This window comes from Georgenia satyanarayanai (assembly GCF_900116375.1).
Lineage (GTDB): Bacteria > Actinomycetota > Actinomycetes > Actinomycetales > Actinomycetaceae > Oceanitalea > Oceanitalea nanhaiensis.
In genome coordinates this window covers 151568-174690 of the sequence record NZ_UETB01000002.1, presented here as the reverse complement: position 1 = coordinate 174690, position 23123 = coordinate 151568, and the positions used below count along the sequence as shown (strand labels likewise).

18 protein-coding genes are annotated in these 23123 nt (G+C 73.6%); 8 read left to right on the top strand and 10 right to left on the bottom strand.

From position 1 onward, the window contains the following. Positions 1–27 precede the first annotated feature (27 nt). On the bottom strand, positions 28–933 hold the full coding sequence (locus tag DSZ44_RS04940; RefSeq protein WP_110851671.1) for an NUDIX hydrolase: 906 nt from the start codon (positions 931–933) through the stop codon (positions 28–30). 105 nt (positions 934–1038) lie between these two features. Here DSZ44_RS04940 and DSZ44_RS04935 point away from each other — a divergent pair, with 105 nt between their 5' ends. Next, positions 1039–2016: a Gfo/Idh/MocA family protein gene (locus DSZ44_RS04935; protein ID WP_110851494.1), complete on the top strand. Its 978-nt coding sequence runs from the start codon at positions 1039–1041 to the stop codon at positions 2014–2016. 358 nt (positions 2017–2374) lie between these two features. Here DSZ44_RS04935 and DSZ44_RS04930 read toward each other — a convergent pair whose 3' ends face one another. The 3 genes from DSZ44_RS04930 to DSZ44_RS04920 all read right to left on the bottom strand — a co-directional run bounded on the left by DSZ44_RS04930 (position 2375) and on the right by DSZ44_RS04920 (position 8237). Then, positions 2375–4036, bottom strand: coding sequence for a DNA repair helicase XPB (locus DSZ44_RS04930; RefSeq protein WP_110851493.1), 1662 nt, complete (start codon positions 4034–4036; stop codon positions 2375–2377). A 116-nt stretch (positions 4037–4152) separates the two neighbouring features. Next, complete coding sequence (locus tag DSZ44_RS04925; protein ID WP_258369233.1) at positions 4153–6402, bottom strand: helicase-associated domain-containing protein; 2250 nt, start codon at positions 6400–6402, stop codon at positions 4153–4155. Continuing rightward, a complete protein-coding gene (locus DSZ44_RS04920) occupies positions 6399–8237 on the bottom strand; it encodes an SseB family protein (protein WP_110851492.1) in 1839 nt (612 codons plus the stop codon). The genes DSZ44_RS04925 and DSZ44_RS04920 overlap by 4 nt, the downstream gene beginning before the upstream one ends. A 190-nt stretch (positions 8238–8427) precedes the next feature. Between DSZ44_RS04920 and DSZ44_RS04915 the strand changes: the two genes are divergently transcribed. The 3 genes from DSZ44_RS04915 to DSZ44_RS04905 are packed head-to-tail and all read left to right on the top strand — an operon-like array spanning position 8428 to position 10921. Next, positions 8428–8811: a cold-shock protein gene (locus DSZ44_RS04915; protein ID WP_110851491.1), complete on the top strand. Its 384-nt coding sequence runs from the start codon at positions 8428–8430 to the stop codon at positions 8809–8811. A 23-nt stretch (positions 8812–8834) separates the two neighbouring features. Continuing rightward, complete coding sequence (locus DSZ44_RS04910) at positions 8835–9677, top strand: DUF3027 domain-containing protein (RefSeq protein ID WP_110851490.1); 843 nt, start codon at positions 8835–8837, stop codon at positions 9675–9677. A gap of 29 nt (positions 9678–9706) precedes the next feature. Then, complete coding sequence (locus DSZ44_RS04905; protein WP_110851669.1) at positions 9707–10921, top strand: MFS transporter; 1215 nt, start codon at positions 9707–9709, stop codon at positions 10919–10921. Between the two features lie 177 nt (positions 10922–11098). On the opposite strand, the gene DSZ44_RS04900 is transcribed toward DSZ44_RS04905, so the two are convergent. Genes DSZ44_RS04900 through DSZ44_RS04885 form a run of 4 tightly spaced genes read right to left on the bottom strand, consistent with a single transcriptional unit; the run spans position 11099 to position 16673 of the window. Beyond that, on the bottom strand, positions 11099–13420 hold the full coding sequence (locus tag DSZ44_RS04900) for a beta-xylosidase/alpha-l-arabinosidase (RefSeq protein WP_373681227.1): 2322 nt from the start codon (positions 13418–13420) through the stop codon (positions 11099–11101). Between the two features lie 51 nt (positions 13421–13471). Then, positions 13472–14365, bottom strand: a complete 894-nt coding sequence (locus DSZ44_RS04895) for a carbohydrate ABC transporter permease (RefSeq protein ID WP_110851489.1) — start codon at positions 14363–14365, stop codon at positions 13472–13474. Beyond that, positions 14362–15399: a carbohydrate ABC transporter permease gene (locus tag DSZ44_RS04890; RefSeq protein ID WP_110851488.1), complete on the bottom strand. Its 1038-nt coding sequence runs from the start codon at positions 15397–15399 to the stop codon at positions 14362–14364. Before DSZ44_RS04890 ends, DSZ44_RS04895 begins: the two co-directional genes overlap by 4 nt. Then, positions 15396–16673 carry an extracellular solute-binding protein gene (locus tag DSZ44_RS04885; RefSeq protein WP_258369232.1) on the bottom strand — a complete coding sequence of 426 codons (1278 nt, stop codon included), beginning with the start codon at positions 16671–16673 and terminating at the stop codon, positions 15396–15398. The genes DSZ44_RS04890 and DSZ44_RS04885 overlap by 4 nt, the downstream gene beginning before the upstream one ends. 132 nt (positions 16674–16805) lie before the next feature. Between DSZ44_RS04885 and DSZ44_RS04880 the strand changes: the two genes are divergently transcribed. Further along, on the top strand, positions 16806–17807 hold the full coding sequence (locus tag DSZ44_RS04880) for a LacI family DNA-binding transcriptional regulator (RefSeq protein ID WP_258369231.1): 1002 nt from the start codon (positions 16806–16808) through the stop codon (positions 17805–17807). A 12-nt stretch (positions 17808–17819) separates the two neighbouring features. Here the strand turns inward: DSZ44_RS04880 and DSZ44_RS04875 are convergent, their stop codons facing one another. Then, the gene (locus DSZ44_RS04875; protein WP_110851486.1) at positions 17820–18059 is read right to left on the bottom strand and encodes a DUF2530 domain-containing protein; all 240 of its coding nucleotides are present in this window, start codon (positions 18057–18059) and stop codon (positions 17820–17822) included. 126 nt (positions 18060–18185) lie between these two features. On the opposite strand from DSZ44_RS04875, the gene DSZ44_RS04870 reads away from it, so the two are divergent. Beyond that, a complete protein-coding gene (locus DSZ44_RS04870) occupies positions 18186–19649 on the top strand; it encodes an NCS2 family permease (RefSeq protein ID WP_110851485.1) in 1464 nt (487 codons plus the stop codon). 275 nt (positions 19650–19924) lie between these two features. Here the strand turns inward: DSZ44_RS04870 and DSZ44_RS04865 are convergent, their stop codons facing one another. Next, positions 19925–21169, bottom strand: coding sequence for a cobalamin-independent methionine synthase II family protein (locus DSZ44_RS04865; protein WP_110851484.1), 1245 nt, complete (start codon positions 21167–21169; stop codon positions 19925–19927). A gap of 146 nt (positions 21170–21315) precedes the next feature. Between DSZ44_RS04865 and DSZ44_RS04860 the strand changes: the two genes are divergently transcribed. Both DSZ44_RS04860 and DSZ44_RS04855 read left to right on the top strand, forming a co-directional pair. Continuing rightward, complete coding sequence (locus DSZ44_RS04860) at positions 21316–21777, top strand: MarR family winged helix-turn-helix transcriptional regulator (protein WP_110851483.1); 462 nt, start codon at positions 21316–21318, stop codon at positions 21775–21777. After that, entirely contained in the window at positions 21774–23108 is a 1335-nt protein-coding gene (locus DSZ44_RS04855; RefSeq protein ID WP_110851482.1) for an MFS transporter, read from the top strand. Before DSZ44_RS04860 ends, DSZ44_RS04855 begins: the two co-directional genes overlap by 4 nt. Positions 23109–23123: the final 15 nt, after the last annotated feature.

The following is a 23123-nucleotide window of genomic DNA, read 5'->3' as shown; positions in this document are numbered from 1 at the left end:
CTGCACCGTCGGCGCAGCGCAATGTCCTCACCTGGGCCGGGCGATCGGGAGCTTGGTCCCCACGGCCTCACGCTCGTCCAGGACGGCGCGGCGGAAGCGGACGAGCTTGGCCGGGCGACCACCGGTGGACGTGTCCACCTCACCGGTCTCCTCGACGAGTTCCTGCTGCTCGACGAGCCGGCGGAAGTTCTGCTTGTGCAGCGGCTGCCCGGCCACCGCCTCGACCGTCGTCTGCAGCCGGCCGAGCGTGAAGCTCTCCGGCAGCATCTCGAAGACGACCGGCCGGTACTGGATCTTGGCGCGCAGGCGGCTGATGCCCGTGGCGAGGATCCGGCGGTGGTCGCGCTGCATCGGCAGGCCCGGCGCGCCGGCGCCGCCGTCCGCCTCGGGCACGAGGCCGGCCTCGTAGAGGAGCTCGTAGCGCTGGAGGGCCAGCTCGGGCAGCCACGGGTGGTCCTCGAGGCCGAAGGTCACGGCCGCGCGGAGGCGGCGCCGCTGGGCCAGCTTGTCGTCCGCCGTCGTCGTGGCCCACCGCTCCAGGGCGGGGGCGAGGACCTCCCCGATCACGCCGTCGCCCACCCGCTGGTCCTCCCAGGGGAAGTACTCGAGCCAGCTGCGCCAGCCCGGGGTGACCGCGGAGACGGTGGTGAGGCCGAGGTAGGAGATCGCGAGGACGGAGCCCGGCCCGCGGCTGCGGTCGGTGAAGGTGTAGAGCTGCTCGACGTAGCCGAGCTCGTACCCGGTCTGGCGGGTGACCCACGAGCGCATGCCGGCCTGCATGGACCCGCCGCCGGGCTCGAGCGGGCCGGAGGGCAGCAGCCGGCCGTCGGCGGTCGTGAGGACCAGCGGGACGTCGTTCTGGACCGCCGTGATGACGGCGACGAGCTCGGCGCTCACGCGCTCCTCGTCCACCTGGCCTCCCGTCGTCGTCATGTCGGCCCCCATCATGCCGGGTCGGAGGAGGACGACGTCGGTCGAGCGGGTGGGTCGGTGCGTCGCGCTAGCCTGACCGCAGCCCGTGACTGGAGGAGGAGCTCGATGGTGGACGTGGTGCGGTGGGGCGTGCTCGGTGCGGCACGGATCGCGGAGAAGGCGGTCATCCCCGCCATCCGGCGGGCCGGTGCCGGTGAGGTCGTGGCGGTGAGCTCGGCCAGCGGCCGGGCGCAGGACTACGCCGAGCGGCTGGGGATCGAGCGCCACTACGGCAGCCACGAGGAGCTCCTCGCCGACCCGGACGTCGACGCCGTCTACGTCCCGCTGCCCAACACCGAGCACGCGCGGTGGACGATCGCGGCCGTCGAGGCCGGCAAGCACGTGCTGTGCGAGAAGCCCATCGTCCAGGGCGTGGCCGAGCTCGACGCCGTCGAGGGGGCCGCCCGGCGGGCGGGCGTGCAGGTCGCCGAGGCCTTCATGTACCGCTACCACCCGCAGCTGCAGCGGGTGCGCGAGATGCTCGAGGCAGGCGAGATCGGTGAGCTCGTCACCGTCGAGTCCTCCTTCCACTTCGTCCAGGCGCGCACCGAGCCGCTCGACATCCGGTTGCGCCGCGACCTGGGCGGCGGCGCCCACAACGACATCGGCTGCTACCCGGTGGACCTCCTCGGTTGGCTCACCGGCGCCGAGCCGGACGACCTCGGCGTGGTCGCGACGGTCGAGGAGCCGGGCGGGGCGGCCACCCGGGTGTCGGTCGCCGCGCGGTACGGGGCGGTGACGGCGAACCTCCACTGCTCCTTCGACGCGGCCTTCCGCGCGGAGGCGAGGCTCATCGGCAGCGCGGGCGCCATCCACCTGCCGGACGTGTTCCGGGCGGACCAGCGGGGAGGTGTCGCGCGGATCGTCGTCGAGCGCGACGGGGCCGCGCCCGCCGTCGTCGAGGTCGAAGGGGACCAGTACGGCACGGAGGTCGCGCGCTTCGCCGAGCGGGTGCGTACCGGTACGACCGACCCGGACGACGCCGCCCTCTCCCGCCGCACCGCCGCCACCCTCGAGCGCATCACCCAACTCGCCTACACCTGACCGCCCCCGGTCGCCCCGCCCCCTCTATCGCCGAGCGCTGAGTTGTTACGGCCTCTCCGTCGCCGAGCGCTGAGTTGTTACGGCCTCTCCGTCGCCGAGCGCTGAGTTGTTACGGCCTCTCTATCGCCGAGCGCTGAGTTGTTACTCAGGGCCCAATTCCCTCGGGCGCCCATCTCGCGACCGAGTGGATGGGGCGCTTCGTGGTCCCGCGGCGGTCGTAACAACTCAGCGCTCGGCGGAATGGGGGAGTGACTCTGCTGGCGGTGTGTCGTAACAACTCAGCGCTCGGCGGATGGGGGATGACTCGCCTCGGCTGGTGGGCGGGCGTAACAACTCAGCGCTCGGCGAAGGGGGTGGGTCAGCTGTCGGCGGGCAGCGCGGTGTCGGTGAGGTCCTCGGCGTCGACGATCCGGTAGGAGTAGCCCTGCTCGGCGAGGAACCGCTGCCGGTGCGCGGCGAACTCCTGGTCGACGGTGTCGCGCGTGACGACGGTGTAGAAGTGCGCCGTCTTGCCGTCGGCCTTGGGCCGCAGCAGGCGCCCCAGCCGCTGCGCCTCCTCCTGCCGGGAGCCGAAGGACCCGGACACCTGCACCGCGACCGAGGCCTCGGGCAGGTCGATGGAGAAGTTCGCGACCTTGGAGACGACGAGCACCGGCAGCTCACCGGCGCGGAACTGCGCGAACAGCTGCTCGCGCTGGTTGACGCTCGTCGCGCCGGTGATGACGGGGGCGTCCAGGCGTGCGGACAGGTCCTCGAGCTGGTCGAGGTACTGCCCGATCACGAGCACCTGCTCCCCGGGGTGCCGGCGCACGATGTCCTCCACGACCCGCTCCTTGCCGCCGGCGGTGGCCGCCAGCCGGTAGCGGTCCTCCGCCTCGGCGGTCGCGTAGACCATCCGCTCGCTGTCGGGCAGGGTGAGCCGCACCTCGGTGCACTCGGCCGGCGCGATGTAGCCCTGCGCCTCGATGTCCTTCCACGGCGCGTCGTAGCGCTTGGGGCCGATGAGCGAGAAGACCTCGTCCTCCCGGCCGTCCTCGCGCACGAGCGTGGCGGTGAGCCCGAGCCGGCGGCGGGCCTGGAGGTCCGCCGTCATGCGGAAGATCGGCGCCGGGAGCAGGTGGACCTCGTCGTAGAGGATGAGGCCCCAGTCGCGGGCGTCGAGCAGCTCGAGGTGCGGGTAGAGGCCCTTCCGCTTCGTCGTCAGCACCTGATAGGTCGCGATCGTCACCGGCCGCACCTCCTTGCGTGCCCCGGAGTACTCCCCGATCTCGTCCTCGGTGAGGGTGGTGCGGCGCAGCAGCTCGTCGCGCCACTGGCGGGCCGAGACGGTGTTGGTGACGAGGATGAGCGTCGTCGTCGCCGATCGGGCCATCGCACCTGCGCCGACGAGGGTCTTGCCCGCCCCGCAGGGGAGGACGACGACGCCGGAGCCGCCGTGCCAGAAGGTGTCCACGGCCTCCTCCTGGTAGGGCCGCAGCGCCCACCCGTCCTGTTCGAGGGCGATCGGGTGCGCCTCGCCGTCGACGTACCCGGCGAGGTCCTCCGCCGGCCAGCCGAGCTTGACGAGCACCTGCTTGACCTGGCCGCGCTCGCTCGCGTGGACGACGACGGTGCTCGGGTCGAGCCGCTCACCGACGAGACCGGCCATCTTCCTGGACCGCAGCACCTCCTCGAGCACGGCGTCGTCCGTGCTCTCCAGGACCAGCCCGTGGGCCGGGTGAGCGACGAGACGCAGGCGCCCGTAGCGGTCCATCGTCTCGGCGACGTCGACGAGCAGGGAGTGCGGCACGGGGTAGCGCGAGAAGTCGATGAGCGCGCTCACCACCTGCTCGGCGTCATGCCCCGCGGCGCGCGCGTTCCACAGCCCCAGCGGCGTGAGCCGGTAGGTGTGGATGTGCTCCGGGGCGCGCTCGAGCTCGGCGAAGGGGGCGATCGCGCGGCGGGCGTCCCGGGAACGGGGATGGTCGACCTCGAGGAGCAGGGTCTTGTCGGACTGGACGATGAGCGGGCCATCAGGCATCCGACAATTGTCCCGCGGCCGTCGCCTCCCGTCACCCGGCCAGGTGGTGAGTTGACCGACGTTATGGCGCCCGAGAGCGTCACCGGACCTACCACTTGCGACGTTGAGGGGGGGGGTCAGTCGGAGACGGCGCTGATGCGGTGGATGGCGACGACGAGCTCGGACTCGCGGTCGAGGTCGATCATCCGGACGCGCCCGCCCTCCACGCTCACCGGGCGCACGCGTCTGCGCTCCGGCTTCCCGCTCGCGCCGATGAGGACGACGCGGACCGTGCTGCCGCTGCTCGCGGCCTCCCGGAGGGCCGCGACGGTGTGGACCGGGTCGGTCGCCGGGAGGTCGTCGCGCTGGTCGGCGCGCTCCTGACCGGAGCGCATCCGACCCACGAGCCGTTCGAGGGCGACGTCGTCGGGACCCTGCACCTGGACCTCACCGGCCCGCCGCACGCGCGGTGCCGTGCGGACACCGCGCCGGGCCTCGGTCCGCCCGGTCACCGCCGCGCCACCGGGCCCCTCGAGCACCGGGGCGGCCCCGGTGCGGCGCAGGGTCTCGAGCAGCTCCCCGGGCAGGGCGCGGCTGACGAGCGCCGTCGGTGCGATCTCCCGCAGGCCGAGGGTGGCCAGCCGCGGGTCGGCGAGGAGGGCTCGGGTGGTGGGCTCGTCGGGCGTGCGCAGGTAGCTGCCCGCACCGCCCACGCGCAGCCGCCCGTGCCGCCGGGCGGTGTCCCCCACGAGGTACTCCAGCGCCTGCGGCAGCGGGGTCCGCGAGACCGCGGCCAGCCGCTCGAGCAGGTCCGGCGCCTCCGTGCCCGCGTCCAGCGCCCGTCGCACCGACTCGGCGGTGAAGCGCACCGTGAGGGCCGCACCGCGGCTCTCGACGTCGGCCACCTGGTCGAGCAGCTCGGCGAGCTCACGCGTGGGGCGTCCGGGCACGACGGCGGTGAGGTCACCCTGGACGAGGATCTCGCCCACCGGCTCGGGCAGGTCGTGGGCCAGGGCGGCCGCGACCTCGGCCGGCTCCGCCCCGGCGGCCAGGGCACGGCCCGCCGAGCCGAGCGCCCCCGCGCCGGTGAGCCCGAGCAGCTCGGTCTCGGCGAGGACGGCCGCGACGCTCGCCTCGGGCGGCGTCGCGCGCGGCGCCTGCCAGCGCAGCACGGCGTGGACGTCGGTGGGGGCCGGTGCCGTCCCGGCGGGCAGGGAGGCGAGCACGGACAGCACCCGACGGCGCAGCCGCGCCGCCCAGCCCCGCTCCAGGCCCGGGCCGAGCGCCGCACGCAGCGTGCCGCGGTCGTCGCGGGTGCCCACGAGCCACGGCATGCGCGTGGAGGCCAGCCAGCCCTCGGCGAGCGCCACCCACCGGTCGGCGAGCTCGTCCTCGGCCCAGTCCGCTGCGGGGGCGGCGGGCCCGAGGACCGGGCGCTCGCCGTCGTCGTCGGGCCCGACGAGGCCCGCCATCGCGGCGATCTCGACGATCTCCGCCGCCTGCTCCGGGGTGGTGGCGAGGTCACCGGCGAGCCGGCGGAGCTCTCGCACCCCCAGACCGCCGCTGCGCAGCGCGGGCGCGGGCTCCTGCGTCCACTGCCGGACGACCACACCCACGAGCCGGACCAGCTCCTCGGCGGCACGCGTGGACTCGGCGGCGACGACGGCGGCCGGCCGGGTGGGTGCTTCGACCTGCGGCGGGTGCGGGTGGGGCTCGGGGTGGGTGCGCCCGGCCCGCGCGGCCAGCCCGGTCTCCAGCGGCAGTACCACCTGGGTGGCGCCGAGCCGCTGGAGGACGCCGTGGTCGAGGAGCCAGCGCGTGGCGCCGGCCGGCTCGCCGCTCGTCACGCCGACGGGCGTGCCGGTGACGAGCGCGTCGAGCACCCGGTGGGCGGCGGGAGGGGCGTCGGTGAGCACGGCGGTGAGCGCCTCGGGCGTCGTCACGGGCGTGTGCACCGTGTCGAGCGCCGCGAGCGGCGGCCCGAGCCGTGCCGGGTAGGGGCCGAGGGCCTCGTGCAGCGCGAGGACGGGCAGGCCGCCGACGACGAGCAGCAGACGCTCCAGACGCGCGTAGGCCTCGTCGACGCTCGCCGCCGCGGCCCGGTCCTCGGCACCCGTGGCGGCCCGCACGGCCGCCGCGTCCACCGGTCCCAGCCCACCGAGCGCGCACACCGACTCGGCGACCTCGAGGACGTGCTGGTCCAGACCCGCGAGCACCCGCTCGACCGAGGGCCGGGAGCAGGCGCGCGCGGCCAGGGCGGTGAGCGTCGTGGGCGGCGGCACGGGCAGGTCGGGGCGGTCGCGCAGGAGCGCGACGACGTCCGTGTCCTGCCGCCGGGCGAGCTCGGTGACGACGTCGGCCAGCCGGGCCGTCCCGCCGGTGGTCACGGGGTGGTGCCCTCGCTCTCGCCTGTGCCGGTCCCGCCGTCGTCGGCGGTGCCGGCGGGGGCCGGCGGGAGGTCGGGGTTGCCGAGCGCGTGCCACACCTGGGCGAGGGGGAGCACGCCCTGGGGACCGGACGGGTTGACCACGAGCGCCTTGGCGCGGTTGGCCACGACGAGCTGGAGCAGCGCCCCGGCCGGGAGCCGGCGGGCGCCGAAGTCGGGGTTGTAGGCGGCCACCTCGACGGGGGAGGTGAACGCGAGGAGCACGGGCTTGCCGTCGGTGCGGTCGCGCACGAGGACGGGCCCGGCGCGCCCGTCGGTCTCGGTGTGGGCGATGAACAGCTGGGTCCCCGGCTCACCCAGCGCGGTGACGAGCTCCTGGGCGGTGTGCGGGCCGGCGAGGAGGTCCTTGACGGCGCTCGCGCTCGGGGCGGCGAGGGCGAGCTCGACCTCCTTGCGGCCGATCGCGCAGGAGGGGCCGTTCGGGTCGATGAGGAACCAGCCCAGCTCCTCGGCCTTGCGGAACGTCTCGAGCAGCGCCACGCCGGACTGCGCGATGCCGGTGACCCGCTCGTCGGTCGGGGCGGCCTTGCCGCGGAACTCCGCGAGGGCCGCGTTGCTCGTGAACGCCGCGAGGGCACGGCTGCCGTCCGGCGCCGTCAGCGTGGTGAGACGCAGCTCGGGAGCCGGGGTGCCCGGCGCGGGCAGCTCCGACCCGGTCGCGTCCACGACGAGCTTCCCGCCGAGGGCCTGGCGCAGCACGTGGAGCATGCGCCGGGGGCCGGGGTCGGCGGCGAACTCGGCGACGGCGGTGCGCACGAGCGCGTTGTCCGGGGGCGTGGCCGGTGCCGGCGGGGGGACGACCTCCCCGAGCCGGGCGCTGTCGAGGACGACCTCCAGCTCCCCGGGCACCGAGCAGTAGTAGAGGAGCAGGCGCCCGTCCTCGTCGAGGAGGTCGGCGGGCTGCGCCTCGGTGAGGAGGTGGACGCGGGCGTCGGGGACCGCTCCGGTCGGGGCGCCCTGACCCTGCTCGACGACGGCGAGGACCTGACCCGCGTCGCGCGACTCGCCCAGGCGCACGATCCACGTGCCGCGGTCGTCGATGAAGGTGAGGGGGACGCCCACGGTCTCCAGCACGTCGAGGAGCCGCAGCGAGCCGCCCAGGCGGAGGCGCCGCCGTCCGGGTCGGGTGCCGTCGGCGAGCACCGGGCCGTCACGGTCGACGACGATGTCGAGGACCTCGGGGCGCGGACGGCCCCCGGGCTCGGCGATGCTCGCGACCGCCGCCCCCTCCTCCTCGGCGACGGCGGCGCCCGCACCGGCCGTCGTCCCCTCCGCGCCGCCCGGCCCGGGGACGGCGAGGCCGGCGTCGGTGATCCGCTGAGCCATCCAGCCGGGCACGGCGTCGGCGCGGCGCGGGTAGCGGGTGAGGTGGTGGACGAGGTCCGTCGCGTCGAGGGGCTCGTCGCCCTCCCGCCAGGGGGAGGGCTCGCCGTCGCGGTTGAAGCGCCCGGTCACGGTGAAGGTGGGCTCGGGCCAGCCGGTGGCGCTCAGGGTGAGCGCGGCCTCGATCCACGTGCCCTGCTCGGGCTGGGCGTTGAGGTCCTGCAGTCGTCGGGCCAGGGTGTAGGGCGGCTGGTCGGCGGTGAGGCGGCCGAGGCGGGCGGTGCGCTCCTCGCCGCGGACCTCGACGACCCGGAAGGACACGACGTCGCGCAGCGGTCGCAGCTGCATGTGCAGCTCGTCCCAGCCGGGCTCCGCGGGGAAGCTGTCGACCATCCAGCGGGCCAGCACGCTGAGGACCTCCTGCTGGACCGGGTCCGGGGACTGCTGGCTCATCTCTCGCCCTTCGCTCGCTCGGTGCGCCGGGACCTCCCGGCCCCGTCCTCCACGGTATAGCCCGGTGGCGCCCCGGCGATCGCCGGACGTGGATCGGGCCCTGCGGGGGCGCGGGGGCCGGTAAACTGGTGGTTCCTCCCGGCGGCACCGTGCCGCCTCCTCCGCCCCCTGCACCGCCCAGAGAGGTCCCATGCCCACCGGCAAGGTCAAGTGGTTCGACGCCGACCGTGGTTTCGGCTTCATCACCGCCGACGACGGCACCCAGGTCTTCCTCCACGCCTCGGCGCTGCCGGCGGACAACCCGAACCCCAAGCCCGGCACCAAGGTGGACTTCGGTCTCGCCGACGGCCGCAAGGGACCCTCCGCGCTCTCGGTGCGTCTGCTCGACCCGCCACCCTCGGTCGCCAAGGCGCACCGCCGCCCGGCCGAGGACATGGTGCCGATCGTCGAGGACCTCATCCGTGAGCTCGACCGTGCCTCCGGAGAGCTGCGCCGCGGCCGGTACCCCGAGAAGGGGCGTGGCGCGAAGCTCGCCCAGGTGCTGCGCGTCCTCGCGGACCAGTTCGACGCCTGAGCCACGGCAACTAGGATCAAGTCGTGACTGGACCCGCTGTGCTCGTGCCCCGCACCGCCCCGCCCGCCAAGGAGGCGGTGCTGGCCGGGGCCGTCGACCTCGCTCGCGACGCCGTCGTCGCCGACGTCGGTGAGGCGCAGGTCGGTGAGCACGCGGGCTACGTCGTCGAGGACTCCCGCCTCCTCACCCACGTCTTCGCCTCCCTGCTGCCCGGCTACCACGGCTGGTACTGGGCGGTGACGCTGTCGCGGCCGCCGCGCGCTCGCCGGGCCACGGTCGTGGAGGTCAACCACCTGCCCGGCTCGCAGGCTGTGCTCGCGCCCGGCTGGGTGCCGTGGTCGCAGCGGCTGCAGCCCAGCGACGTCGGCCCCACCGACGAGCTGCCCTACATCGGCGACGACGAACGGCTGGACGCCGCGTACGAGGCCACCGGCATCGACGCCGACGTCCTCGGTCCCGAGCTCGCCTACGAGGTGGGCCTGGGCCGGGAGCGGGTGCTGTCGGCCGAGGGCCGCAGCCGGGCCGCGACCCGCTGGTACGAGGGGGAGCACGGCCCCACCTCCAAGGGCGCCCGCGCCGCCGCGGCCCCGTGCTCCACCTGCGCCTTCTTCCTCCCCCTGGCCGGCTCCCTGCGCCAGGTCTTCGGGGTGTGCGCCAACGAGTGGTCCCCCGACGACGGCGGCGTCGTCAGCCTCGACCACGGCTGCGGCTCCCACTCCGAGACGGGCGAGCGCCACCGGCCCAGCGACTGGAACCCGACCGCGCCGGTCATCGACGAGCTCCAGCTCGACGTCGTCTCCGTCGCGCAGCCGCACGACCCGCCGGCCGGTGAGCCGCAGACGGGGACCACGCCCGACGCCTCGTGACCGCACGCGCGGCCGGGCGCGGGGAGCCCATGTTCCCCCTGCGTCCCGTGGTGCTGGGCGCGTTCGTGCCCTCCCTGGTCTTCGAGATCGGCATCGGCGCGATGCTGCCGATCGTCCCGCTCACCGCGACGGGGCTGGACGCCTCGCTCGCCGTCGCCGGCTTCATGGCTGCCCTCCTGCCGATCGGCCAGCTGCTCGCGGACGTGCCCGCCGGGGCGCTGTCCGCCCGGCTCGGTGACCGTGGCGCCATGCTGCTCGCGGGTCTGGTCGCCGCCGTCGGCTTCGTCGGTCTGGCGCTCGCGCCGAACCTCGCGCTCCTCGCCGTCAGCGTCCTCGTCATCGGCGCGGCCAACGCCGTGTTCAACCTCGCCCGGCACGCCTACCTCACCGAGATCACCCCGCCGCTGCGGCGCGCCCGCGTGCTGTCGACGCTCGCCGGTGTGCACCGCATCGGGCTGTTCATCGGGCCCTTCGCGGGGGCGGCCGTCATCCACGGCGCCGACGTGCGCGCCGGCTACTGGCTGGCGCTGGGCACCACGCTCGTCGCCACCGCCGTCATCGCGGCGGTGCGCCCCGAGAGGGCCGACGGCGCGGGTGCGCGACCGCGACGGGACGCACCGCCGCGGCGGTCGATGCGCTCGGTCCTCGTCGAGCACCGCCAGGTCTTCGCCACCCTGGGGGTGGCGGTGCTCCTCGTCGGTGCGGTGCGCGGGGCCCGCCAGACGGTGCTGCCGCTGTGGACCGAGCACCTCGGCCTGGACCCCGCCGTCACGAGCGTCGTCTTCGGCATCGCCGGCGCCGCCGACATGCTGCTCTTCTACCCGGCGGGCAAGGTCATGGACTCCTTCGGCCGGCTGTGGATCGGGGTGCCCGCCATGCTCACCATGGGCGTGGCGATGGCCCTGCTGCCGCTGACGACGACCCTCGGTCCCGTCGTCGCGGTGGCCGTGCTGCTCGGCCTGGGCAACGGGATGAGCTCGGGCATCCTCATGACGCTCGGGGCGGACACCGCCCCGCCCGGGGAGCGCGCCCAGTTCCTCGGGATCTGGCGTGTCTTCCAGGACGGCGGGGCAGCGCTGGGCCCGCTCGTCGTCTCCGGTGGTGCGGCGATCGGCTCCCTGGCCGCCGGCATCTGGGTGATGGCGGGCGGTGGCGGGCTCGCGACCGCCGCGCTGGCCCGGTGGGTCCCGCGCTGGTCGGTCCACGCCACCCGGACCACCCGCCGCCGCGCCGGCCTCCTGTAGCCCGGCCCGGCCCCCACCGCATCCCAGGCCCGCTACCCACGTCACCCCACCCGCGTCACCCCTACCCGCGCCGAGAGCTGAGTTGTTACTCGCCGGGCCCCGCCCCGTGGCGGGCAGCGGGGCGCTGGGGGAGTAACAACTCAGCTCTCGGCGACGGGGTGGGTCGCCGGAGGCGGGTTACCGGGTGATCTCGGTGCGGGTGAGGCGCGGGTCCTGCGGACGGACCTCGTGGACCCCGCCGACGAGCTCGACGGAGGACTCCGTCTCCCGCTCCGCGCAGCTCGGCCCGACCCACAGCTCGACGGTCCCCGGCTCCACGACCCGCACCATGCGGCGGTCGCTGAAGGCGAGGCGCGTCGTCGGGACGGTGAGGTGCACGGTGGCCTCCTCGCCGGGCTCGAGGTCGACGCGGCAGTAGCCGAGGAGCTGGGCGACCGGGCGGGTCACGGTGCCGACGACGTCGCGGCCGTACAGCTGGACCACGTCGGTCCCCGCTCGCTCGCCGGTGTTGCGCACCCGCACGGACACCTCGACGCTGCCGTCGGTCGCCACCTCGGGCGACGCCACCTCCAGCCCCGACCTGGTGAAGGTCGTGTACCCGAGCCCGTGGCCGAAGGGGAGGGCCGGGGTGGGGTCGAGGTTCGTCGTCGAGGACGGGCCGGTGAGCGCCGGGTGCAGGTAGGAGTAGGGCTGGGAGCCGGCCGACCGCGGCATGCTCACCGGGAGACGGCCGGAGGGGTTGACCCGACCGGTGAGGACGCCGGCCAGCGCGGCGCCGCCCGCCTCGCCCGGGAAGAAGCTCTGGACGACGGCGGCACACCGCTCCAGCGCCCAGTCGATGACGTAGGGGCGGCCGGTGAGCAGGACGAGCACCACCGGGGTGCCCGTGGCGAGCACCGCCTCGACGAGCTCACGCTGCACACCGGGCAGCTCGAGGTCGTCGCGGTCGCAGCCCTCCCCGACGGTCCCGCGCCCGAAGAGCCCGGACTGGTCCCCGACGACGACGACGGCGACCTCCGCCTCCGCGGCCAGCGCCACCGCCTCGGCGATGCCCGAGCGGTCGTCGTCGTCCACGGCGCACCCGGCGGCGTAGGCCGCCTCGACGCCCTCGGTGCGCAGCGCCTCGAGGACGGTGGGGGCGGGGATGCCGTCCTCCGTGCCGGGGTGCTGCGGGATGACGTGGTTGACGAAGGAGTAGCAGCCGAAGAGGGCCGGCACCCGGTGCGCGTTCGGGCCGACGACGGCGACGCGTGCCGGGGAGGCAAGCGGGAGGGTGCCGTCGTTGCTCAGGAGCACGACCGACTCCTCGGCGAGCCGCTGCGCGAGGGCGCGGTGGTGCGGCGGGTCGAGGTCGATGTCGTCCGCGGGGGCGTCGGCGGAGAAGTCCGCGTCGAGAAGGCCGAGCTCCTCCTTCTGGCGCAGCACGCGCAGCACCGCCCGGTCGACGAGCTCGACGGGCGTGCGGCCGTCCTCGATGCGTTCCCGCAGCGGCGCGAGGTAGGCGTTGCCGGTGGGCAGCTCGACGTCGATCCCGGCGGCGAGGGCCAGCTGGGCCGCGTGACCCGGGTTGGCCGCCACCCCGTGCAGGAGGTGGAGGAAGGCGACGCCGAAGTAGTCGGCGACGACGGTCCCGTCGAAGCCCCACTGCTCACGGAGAAGACCGGTGAGGATCTCCGGGTCGGCGGCGACGGGCACGCCGTCGATCTCCGTGTAGGCGTGCATGACCGAGCGGGCGCCGCCGTCGCGCACCGCCATCTCGAAGGGGGGCAGGAGGACGTCGGCGATCTCGCGGGGCCCGGCGTGGACCGGGGCGAGGTTGCGTCCGGCGCGGGAGGCGGAGTAGCCGACGAGGTGCTTGAGGGTGGCGTGGATGCCGGTGCTCTGCAGCCCGCGCACGTAGGCGGTGCCCACGGTGCCGACGAGGTAGGGGTCCTCACCGATGCACTCCTCGACCCGACCCCAGCGCGCGTCGCGCACGACGTCGAGCACCGGCGACAGGCCCTGGTGCACCCCGAGGGCCACCATCGACTCACCGATCGCGGCCGCCATCTCCTCCACGAGCGCGGGGTCGAAGGCCGCGCCCCACGCCAGCGGCGTCGGGAAGGTCGCCGCCCGCCAGGCGGCCACACCGGTGAGGCACTCCTCGTGCGCGATGGCGGGGATGCCGAGGCGGGTGTTCTCCACCAGCCAGCGCTGGGACTCCAGCAGGGCGCGGCGACCGACGGACGGCTCCACCGGGTGGGTGCCGAAGACCCGCGTGAGGTGGCCGAGCCCGTGGCGGGCGAACTCGGTGAAGCGGGGAGCCTCGTCGAGCATCGCGTCCTGGAGCGGGGCCACGACCTCGCCGTCCGCGCCGGCGCCCACCCACAGGCCGACGATCTGCGCGAGCTTCTCCTCGAGGGTCATCGAGGCGAGGAGCTCGCGCACGCGGGCGCTCGCGGGCTCCTGGTGGGCGCCGGGAGCCAGGGTGTCCGGCTGGGCGGGGACGGTGTCAGTCACAGGTGGTCCTTCGATCGGGCCCGGCTCGGCCGGGACGGGGTGGTGCCGGCCTCAGCCCTTGACGGCGCCCTGGAGGCCGTTGACGATCCGCTTCTCCGCCGCGAGGAAGAAGACGAGGGCGGGGATCATCGCCAGGGAGGTGAAGGCGAGGACACCGGCGGTGTCCTGCGCGTGCTCGGTGGAGAAGCTCGCCACACCGAGCGGCAGGGTCTGTGCCGCGGGGTCGTTGAGGACGAGGAGCGGCAGCAGGTAGGCGTTCCAGGACGCGACGAACGCGAGGACGCCGACGGTCACCATGCCGGGGCCGGACAGCGGCAGCAGGATGCGCCAGAAGAAGCCGATGCGGCTGGCGCCGTCGAGCAGCGCGGCCTCCTCCAGCTCCTTGGGCAGCGCCATGAGGAAGGGCCGCAGGATGACGACGGTCATCGGCAGCGCGAAGGCCGCCTGCGGCAGCGCCACGCCCCACACGCTGTTGGTCAGACCCAGGTCCCGCACCATGAGGAAGAGCGGGATGATCGCGACCGTCAGCGGGAAGAGCAGGCCCAGCACGAACACGAGGAAGAGCGCCTCGCGGCCCTTGAAGGTGTACCGGGCCAGCGGGTAGGCCGCCATGATCCCGAACACGGCGACGACCGCCGTCGTGATGAGCGAGACGATCGTGGAGTTGAGGGCGAAGCGCCAGAAGCTCGAGGACGTGACGACGTTCGTGTAGTTGGTCAGCACCCACGGGTCGGGCAGGCTCACCGGGTCGGCCGCGAGCTGCGCGTTGCTCCGGAACCCGCCGAGGACGGCGTAGACAACGGGGGCGAGCGTGGCGGCGACGACGACGAGCGCGATCGCGTAGACGAGCGGGTTGCCGCCGGCGAACGCGTTGCCGCGTCGGCGACGCCCGGGCTCGGCCTCGGTGGTCTCCTCCGGCGGGGAGACGGGGACCACGGCGGTCATCGGGTCACCTTCTTCCGGCTGGGACGGGGCACGTCGGTGTCGCGCCGCAGGATGAGGCGCTGGTAGGTGAGCGCGAGGACGAGGGAGATGACGAAGAGGAGGACGGCGACCGCCGAGGCGTAGCCGTACAGGCTCCGGTTGGTTCCCTGGTTGATGAGGTAGATCGCCATCGTGATCGTCGAGTTCGCCGGCCCGCCCTTGGTGAGGATCCACACCATGTCGAAGAGCTGGAGCGAGCCGATCATCGAGAGGAACCCCCAGGTGCGGATGGTCGGTCCGAGGAGGGGGACGGTGATGCGCCGCTGCACCTGCCACCACGAGGCGCCGTCGATCTGGGCGGCCTCGTAGAGCTCGGGCGGGACGCCCTGCAGACCGGCGAGGAAGAGGATGACGGCCAGGCCGAGGTACTTCCAGGTGAGGACGACCATGACGGTGTAGAGGGCGACCTCCGGGTCCCCGAGCCACACCTGGACGGCGCTGCCGAGCCCCACGGCCTCGAGAGCGGCGTCCACCGGTCCGTTCGGCTGCAGCAGCATGAACCACACGACGCCGGCGACGACCTCCGCCAGGACGTAGGGGACGAAGATGACCACCCGCAGGAAGGAGCGGCCCCACATCTCGCGGTTGAGCAGGAGCGCGACACCCAGCCCCAGGGGCAGCTGGATGAGGATCGACAGGACGACGATCGTGAGGTTGTGCATGACCGCGTCGGTGAAGATCTGGTCCTGCAGTGCGCGGGTGTAGTTCGCCAGGCCCACGAAGTCGTCGAGCGGTCCCAGGCCGTTCCAGCTGAATGCCGAGTAGCGCACCGCCTGGGCGACGGGCACGACGACGAACAGCGCGAACAGCGCCAGTGCCGGTCCGACGAAGAAGGCGATCTCCAGGCGCTTGCGCCACCGGCCGGAGAGGCGGGACGGGCCGCGCCCGTCCGGCCGTCCCGCCGGCCGTGCGGGGGCACGGCCGGCGGGACGGGGCTCCGGCAGCGTGGCAGCGGCGGCACCCGGTCGGGTCACGTCGTCTGCCACGTCACTCATCCCAGGTCTGCCGCGGCCTGGATGGCGTCGACGATGCCCTGCGCGGAGGACTGGCCGGCGAAGACGAGAGCGATCTCGTCGTTCATCGCGCCACCGACGTTCTCCCCGAAGGCGGTGTCGAAGTAGAGCTGGACGAAGGGGGCCTCGTCGCGGAAGGCGAGGAGGTCGGCCAGCGCCGGGTCGGACACGGAGTCGATCGCGGCCGGGTTGGTCGGCAGGCCCATGTCGTTCTCGGCGAAGGTCTGCTGGACCTCGTCGCTGAGCAGGTAGGTGATGAAGTCGACGCAGGCGTCGGGCGCGTCGTTCGAGCACGCCCACGCGTCACCGCCGCCCAGGGCGGCCTCCGGGTCGCCCTGACCGCCCTCGACGGCGGGGAAGGGGAACCAGCCGGTCTTGTCGCCCAGGCCCTCGTTGTCCTCGGTGAGGCCCTGCATGACGCCGGGCTCCCAGTGGCCGGCGAGCTCCATCGCGACCTGCTCGGTCGCGAGCAGGCCGGACGCGGAGGTCGGGCCGGTCTGGGCCGGGGTGGCGAGGAAGCCGGTGTTGAAGGGCTCCGTGGCCACGAGCTCCTCGAGGTCCTCGCCGGCCGCGACGAAGCACGGGTCGGAGAAGTCGAGGGAGGTGACCGCGTCGGTCAGCACGTCCTGGCTGCACTCGCGCAGCGCGAAGTAGTACCAGTAGTGCGCGGCGGGCCACTTGTCACCGGCGCCCACGGAGATCGGCTCGATGCCGGCACCCTTGAGAGCGTCGACGGCGGCGTCGAACTCCTCCATCGTCGCGGGCGGCTCGGTGATCCCGGCCTGCTCGAAGAGGTCCTTGTTGTACCAGAAGCCGACGACGCCGACCGAGAAGGGCAGGGCGTAGACGCGGTCGTCGTTGGTCCAGCCGTCGACCGACGAGCCGAGCTTGTCGATCGTGTCCGCGGCGACGTCGGTGAGGTCCTTGGTCAGGCCGGCCTCGACGTGCGAGGCCAGCTCGCCGCCGCCGCGTTCCATGTAGACGTCGGGCGTGTCCCCGGTCTGGAAGGCGGCGTCGAGGCGGGTGAGCATGTCCTCGTGCGCGAGGGGGGTGATCTCGATCGTGACCCCGGGGTTGTCCTCCTCGAAGTCCGCGGCAACCTGCTCGTAGACGCTGACACCGGGCTCGTTGTTGGAGTTGTGCCACCACGTGAGGGTGACCGAGTCGCCGTCGCCGCCGTTCCCGGTGGCATCGGGGTCCTCGCTCTCGCCACAGGCGGCGAGGAGGAGCGCGGCGCTGAGGCCAAGCGCGGTCATGCTGACTACTCGTCTGTGAAGCATGTGGAGAATCCTTCAGTCGTCGTCGACAGGGTGGCGCCAGCGTGGCAGGGGCGCGGCGGGCGTGTCAATCGTTATCGATAACGTTTTAGTAGCGGTAGAGTCTCCAGGGTGAGCGAACGGGTGACCATCACGGACGTGGCGCGCAGTGCCGGCGTCTCTGTCGCGACCGTGTCCAAGGTCATCAACGGCCGGTACGGCGTCGCCGCCGCGACGAGCGAGCGGGTGCAGGAGGTCATCTCCCGGCTCGGGTACGAGTCCTCGCTGGTGGCGCGCAGCCTGCGAAGCCGCCGCACCAACGTCATCGGGATCCTCGTCGCCGAGTTCGAGCCCTTCAGTGCCGAGATCCTCAAGGGTGTCTCGGCCGCCGTCGCGGCCACGGGCTACGACGTGCTGGCCTACTCCGGCACCGCCCACGCGGGAAGCGACGTCGGCTGGGAGCGACGCTCGCTGTCCCGGCTGAGCGGCACCCTCATCGACGGCGCCGTCATCGTCACCCCGACCGTCGTCGAGGTGCGTGATGACGTGCCCGTCGTCGCGATCGACCCGCACGAGGGCCCCGCCGGTATCGCGACCGTCGACGCGGACAACGACGCCGGTGCCGTCCTCGCCACCGAGCACCTCATCGCCCTCGGCCACCGCCGCATCGCTTTCCTCGGCGGCCGCACCGACCTGGAGAGCTCGCGGCTGCGCGAGGAGGGCTTCCGCAGCGCGATGGCGGCAGCCGGGCTGCCGGTCGACCCACGGCTCGTTCGCGTCGGTGGCTACCGGCGCGAGAGCGCCGACCAGCCCGCGCACGAGCTCCTCGGCCTGGCCGACCGTCCCACCGCCGTCTTCGCGGCCAACGACCTCATGGCGATCGCGACCATCGACGCCGCCCGCGACGTCGGGCTGCGGGTGCCGGAGGACCTGTCCGTCGTCGGCTTCGACGACGTCCCCGAGGCCGTCGCCGCCACGCCGCCCCTCACGACCGTGGCCCAGCCCATCCAGCAGATGGGTGCCGAGGCCGTCGGGCTGCTCGTGCGCCTCATCGCCGGCGACGACACCGCCCGTGCCCACGTGCGCCTGCCCACCCGGCTCGTCGAGCGCGGGAGCACCGCCCCCGCCCCGTAGCCGCGGGCGGCGCTACCGCCCGCGGCGGGCGGCGCGGCGCTGCTGGGCCACGCCCCAGAGCATGCCGAGGAGGCCCACGGCGATGCCGGTGAGGCAGATGGCCACCACGCCGTCGAGGTGGCGGCCGGTCGCCTCGAGGACGAGCACGACGACGAGCCCGACCGCCCACGCGATCGTGCCGGCGAGGAACATCGTCACCGTGTTGACGCGCATCGGCGGCAGGTCCTGCGAGCGGGTCTCCGGGATGCGCATGGCTCGATGGTAGGGGACCGGACGGCCGCGGACGGGCGCCGGGCAGCCGCCGAGCGGTCCGCCGTCGTCGCCTGCGGAGTGAGCACGCACGACGGCCGGCGGCGCGGTTCTGGCACCATGCGGCCCATGTCCACACCGGCGCCGGCGCGCACGCAGAACCCCAGCTGGATCGACCGATACTTCCGCATCTCCGAGCGCGGATCGACCATCGGCCAGGAGATCCGGGGAGGCATCGTCACCTTCTTCGCGATGTCCTACATCCTCGTCCTCAACCCCCTCATCCTCTCCACACCGGACTCCACCGGCGCCTACCTCGGCGGCGGCACCGACGAACCGAACTTCGCCGCGGTCGCCGCGGGCACCGCCCTCGTCGCGGGCCTCATGTCGATCCTCATGGGCTCGGTGGCGAAGTTCCCCCTCGCCGTGGCGGCGGGCCTCGGGATCAACGCCCTCCTCGCCTACACCGTCGTCGGCATGCCGGGGATGACGTGGGCCGACGCGATGGGGCTCATCGTCCTCGAGGGCATCCTCATCCTCGTGCTCGTCCTCACCGGGCTGCGCGAGGCCGTCTTCCGGGCCGTGCCGCAGCAGCTCAAGGTCGCGATCTCGGTCGGCATCGGCCTGTTCATCGCGCTCGTCGGCCTCGTCAACGCCGGCATCGTCCGGCCCGGCGGCACGCCGCTGCAGCTCGGCGTCGACGGCTCGCTCGTGGGCTGGCCCGCGGTCGTCTTCGTCGTCGGCCTCTTCCTCATCATCGTCCTCATGGCGCGGGGCGTGCGCGGCGCGATGCTCATCGGGATCGTCGCCGCCACCGTGCTGGCCGGCATCATCGAGGCCGTCGCGCACGTCGGGACGCAGGCGGAGGGGGCCGCGGGCGGCTGGGGGCTGACGGTTCCCGCGATCGAGGGCTCGGTCGTCGCGGCGCCGGACTTCGGCACGCTCGGCCAGTTCTCCCTCTTCGGCGCCTTCGGCAAGATCGGTGTCGTCGCCGCGCTGCTCCTCATCTTCTCGATCCTGCTCGCCGACTTCTTCGACACGATGGGCACGATGGTCGCCATCGGCGCCGAGGCCGACCTGCTCGACGAGAACGGCAACCCGCCCAGCACCCGGCAGATCCTCGTGGTCGACTCGGTGGCCGCCGTCGCCGGTGGCGCCGCGGGCGTCTCCTCCAACACGAGCTTCATCGAGTCCGCTGCGGGCGTGGGCGACGGCGCGCGCACCGGTCTGGCCTCGGTCGTCACCGGCGTCGCGTTCCTGCTCGCCGTCTTCCTCGCGCCGCTCGCCGAGTTCGTCCCCTACGAGGCGGCGACCCCGGCGCTCGTCATCGTCGGCTTCCTCATGATGCAGCAGGTCACCGAGATCAGCTGGCGGGACATGGCGATCGCCATCCCGGCCTTCCTCACCATCGTCCTCATGCCCTTCGCCTACTCCATCACCGTGGGCATCGGCGCCGGCTTCGTCGCCTACGTCGTCCTCGCCGCGGCGCGCAAGGGCGGGGCCCGCAAGGTCCACTGGCTCATGTGGGTGGTGGCGGCGCTCTTCGTCGTCTACTTCGCCCTCGGGCCCATCCAGCAGGTCCTCAGCGTCTGAGCCGTCCCTTCCTCCTCCACCTCTCCACCCTGCGCCTCTCGGTGCCACCGTGCTCCCGGTCTACCGGGAGCACGGTGGCGCGAGGGGCGCGCAGTGCGTGTGGGGAGCATCCGGCGCGCCTGGTCGCCTGTGGCACATGTCCGGAGCCGGCCCGGCGCTCGGAGAGCGCTCCTCATGACCATGCGCCCGCCGGTGCCACCATGCCGCCGATAGACCGGGCGCATGGTGGACCAGCGGGCGCAGGGTGCGAGGGTGGCCGCGGGGAGGGGCCGGCCTCAGCCCCAGAGGCGGCGGGTGGCGATCTCGGCACCCGCGGCGAGCGTCTCGAGCTTGGCCCAGGCGATCTGCGGGTGGATGCGGCCGCCCAGGCCGCAGTCCGTGGACGCGATGACGCGCTCGCGGCCCACCCCGGCGGCGAAGCGCTCGATCCGGTCGGCCACCAGCTCGGGGTGCTCGACGACGTTCGTCGCGTGGGACACGACGCCCGGCAGGATGAGCTTGCCCTCGGGCAGCTCGACGTCCTGCCACACCGTCCACTCGTGCTCGTGGCGCACGTTGCCCGCCTCGAAGGAGTAGGCGCCCGCGTTGATGTCGAGCATGGTGCTGACGATGTCGGCCATGGCGATGTCGGTGGTGTGCGGGCCGTGCCAGCTGCCCCAGCACAGGTGGAAGCGGATGCGGTCCTCGGGCAGGTCGCGCAGCGCGTAGTTGAGCGCCTCCACGCGTAGCCGGGTGAAGGCGACGTAGTCCTCGACGCTGGGCTCCGGGGTGATCTGGTCGAAGTTCTCCGCGATGGAGGGGTCGTCGATCTGGAGGACGAGCCCGGCGTCGATGATCGCGCGGTACTCCTCGCGCAGGACGTCGGCCCACGCGTAGACGAACTCCTCCTCGCTCGCGTAGTAGCGGTTGGTGATCCGGGAGGCGCTGCCGGGGGACAGGGCGGTGATGAACCCTTCCTCGGCGCCCGTGCGCTCCAGCGCTGCCGTGAGGTTGGCGATGTCCGCGGCGATCGCGTCCTGGCCGGTGTAGCTGAGCGGTCCGGTGCAGGAGGGGAAGGGGCTGGCCTTCGGGTCTCCGGTGAAGATCCCCGACGTCGGGTCCGCGTACGCCTCGGCGAACAGCGCCCGGTCGCGGCGGTGGAGGAAGCCGGTGAGGCGGGTGTCACCGGGCGCGGACCGGACGTCGGCCGTGGCCCACGAGGCGTCGTCGACGATCTCCAGGCCGCCGGTGCGCTGGAAGGAGTAGGACCACCACGCGCCGTAGTCGACCGGCGAGCTCATCGCCTTGCCGTACTCGCCGTCGCCCACGACGTCCACGCCGGCGGTCAGCTGTCGCTCGACCAGCCCGGTCACCTCGCCGCTGAGGAGCTCGGCGAAGTCGTCCGGGCCCTGGCCCGCCTGCCGGGCGGCGTTGGCCTCGAGAAGCTCGGGCGTGCGCGGCAGGCTGCCGGCGTGGGTGGTGAGAATGCGGTCGGCGCTGGAACGCACGGGTACCTCCGGGTCGTGGACGGGCGCTCCCATGCTCGCACCAGGGCCGCCCCGAGCGCCGCGTGTCCGCGTGCCGGGCGTCGTCGTCGCCGGTGTCTTGGCAGGTGAGAACGACGGCGTGGGCGACCTCACCGACGCTTCTGTTTCGTTCGCACAACTAACGATCTAGAATCGGACACATGCCAGACACCTCGCCCTCGACGACGACGGCGAGCCGCACCCGCCAGCACCCCGACCTCGCCACGGAGCTGCGCGTGACGGTCCTGCGACTGTCCCGCAAGATCCGTTCCGCCGCCGTCGTGGGGGAGCTGAGCGAGGCCCAGTACTGCGTGCTCGCCGGCCTGACCCACCACGGACCCTCGACCCCGCGTGCCCTCGCCGAGCGCGACGGCGTGCAGCCACCCACCATGACGCGCACCATCGCGGCGCTGGAGAGCGCCGGGCTCGTCGCGCGCAGCGCCCACCCCACCGACGGGCGGCAGGTGCACATCGAGCTCACCGAGGACGGTGTCGCCGTCGTCGACGAGACCCGCCGCCGCCGCACGGAGTGGATGGAGGAGATGCTGCGCCACCTCACGCCCGAGGAGCGCGCCACCGTGGAGGAGGCCGTCGCGATCCTGCGGCAGGTGGCCGACGTATGAGGTCCACCTTCGACTCGCTCAAGTTCTTCAACTACCGGCTGTGGTTCGCCGGTGCCCTCGTCGCGAACGTCGGCACCTGGATGCAGCGCGTGGCGCAGGACTGGCTCGTGCTCACCGTGCTGTCGAACGACTCCGGCCTGGCCGTCGGCATCGTCACCGGCCTGCAGTTCCTGCCGATGCTCCTGCTCAGCCCCTTCGGCGGCCTGCTCGCCGACCGGCTCCCGCGGCGACAGCTCCTCATCGGCACCCAGACGGCGCTCGGTGTGCTCGCCGCCGGCCTCGGTGTGCTCGTGCTCAGCGGCCACGCGGAGCTGTGGCACGTCTACGTCTTCGCGCTGCTCCTCGGCATCGTCACGGCCCTGGACAACCCGGTGCGCCAGACCTTCGTCGCCGAGATGGTGCCGCCGGCCAGCCTGCCCAACGCGGTGGGCCTCAACTCCGCGTCCTTCAACGCCGCCCGCCTCATCGGCCCGGGCATCTCGGGCCTGCTCATCGCCGTCGTCGGCCCGGGGTGGATCTTCATCATCAACGCGCTGAGCTTCGCCGCGACGATCTTGTCGCTCACGCTCATGCGGCGCGACGAGCTCAACGAGATGCCGCACACCTCACGCGGCAGGGGACAGATCCGCGAGGGGCTGCGCTACGTGCGGGGACGCAGCGACATCGTGACGATCATGGTCGTCGTCGGGGTCGTGGGAGCGCTGGGACTCAACTTCCAGCTCACCAGCGCCGTCATGGCCCGGGAGGTCTTCGGCAAGGGTGCCGGCGAGTACGGCGTGCTCGGCTCCATCCTGGCGATCGGCTCGCTGGGCGGGGCGCTGCTCGCGGCGCGCCGCAAGCGGCCCCGCGTGCGTCTCGTGCTCGGCGCCGCGTTCGCCTTCGGTGTCGCTTCCGGGCTCATGGCCATCATGCCGACCTACGAGCTGTACGCGCTCATGACCATCCCGGTGGGCTTCGCCTCCCTCACGATGATGACGGCGGCCAACGCCACCGTGCAGATGTCGACCGACCCGGCCATGCGGGGGCGGGTCATGAGCCTGTACATGATGGTCTTCCTCGGCACGACCCCGATCGGCGCGCCCATCGTCGGCTGGGTCGCCGAGACCTTCAGCGCCCGGTGGGCGATCGGCGTCGGGGCGATCTCGGCGATCGCCGTGTCGATGGCCGCAGCGGTGTGGGCCAAGCGGCACTGGGACGTGGAGGTGCACTACCGGCTGCGCCACCGTCCGCACCTGCGGATGGTCGGCCCCTCCGAGCGTGCCCGCTCCCGCGAGGAGGCCAAGGCCCGGCTCGGTGCCCAGGACGCCCAGAACGCCACCGGCCTCGCCTGACCGCGCCCCCCACAC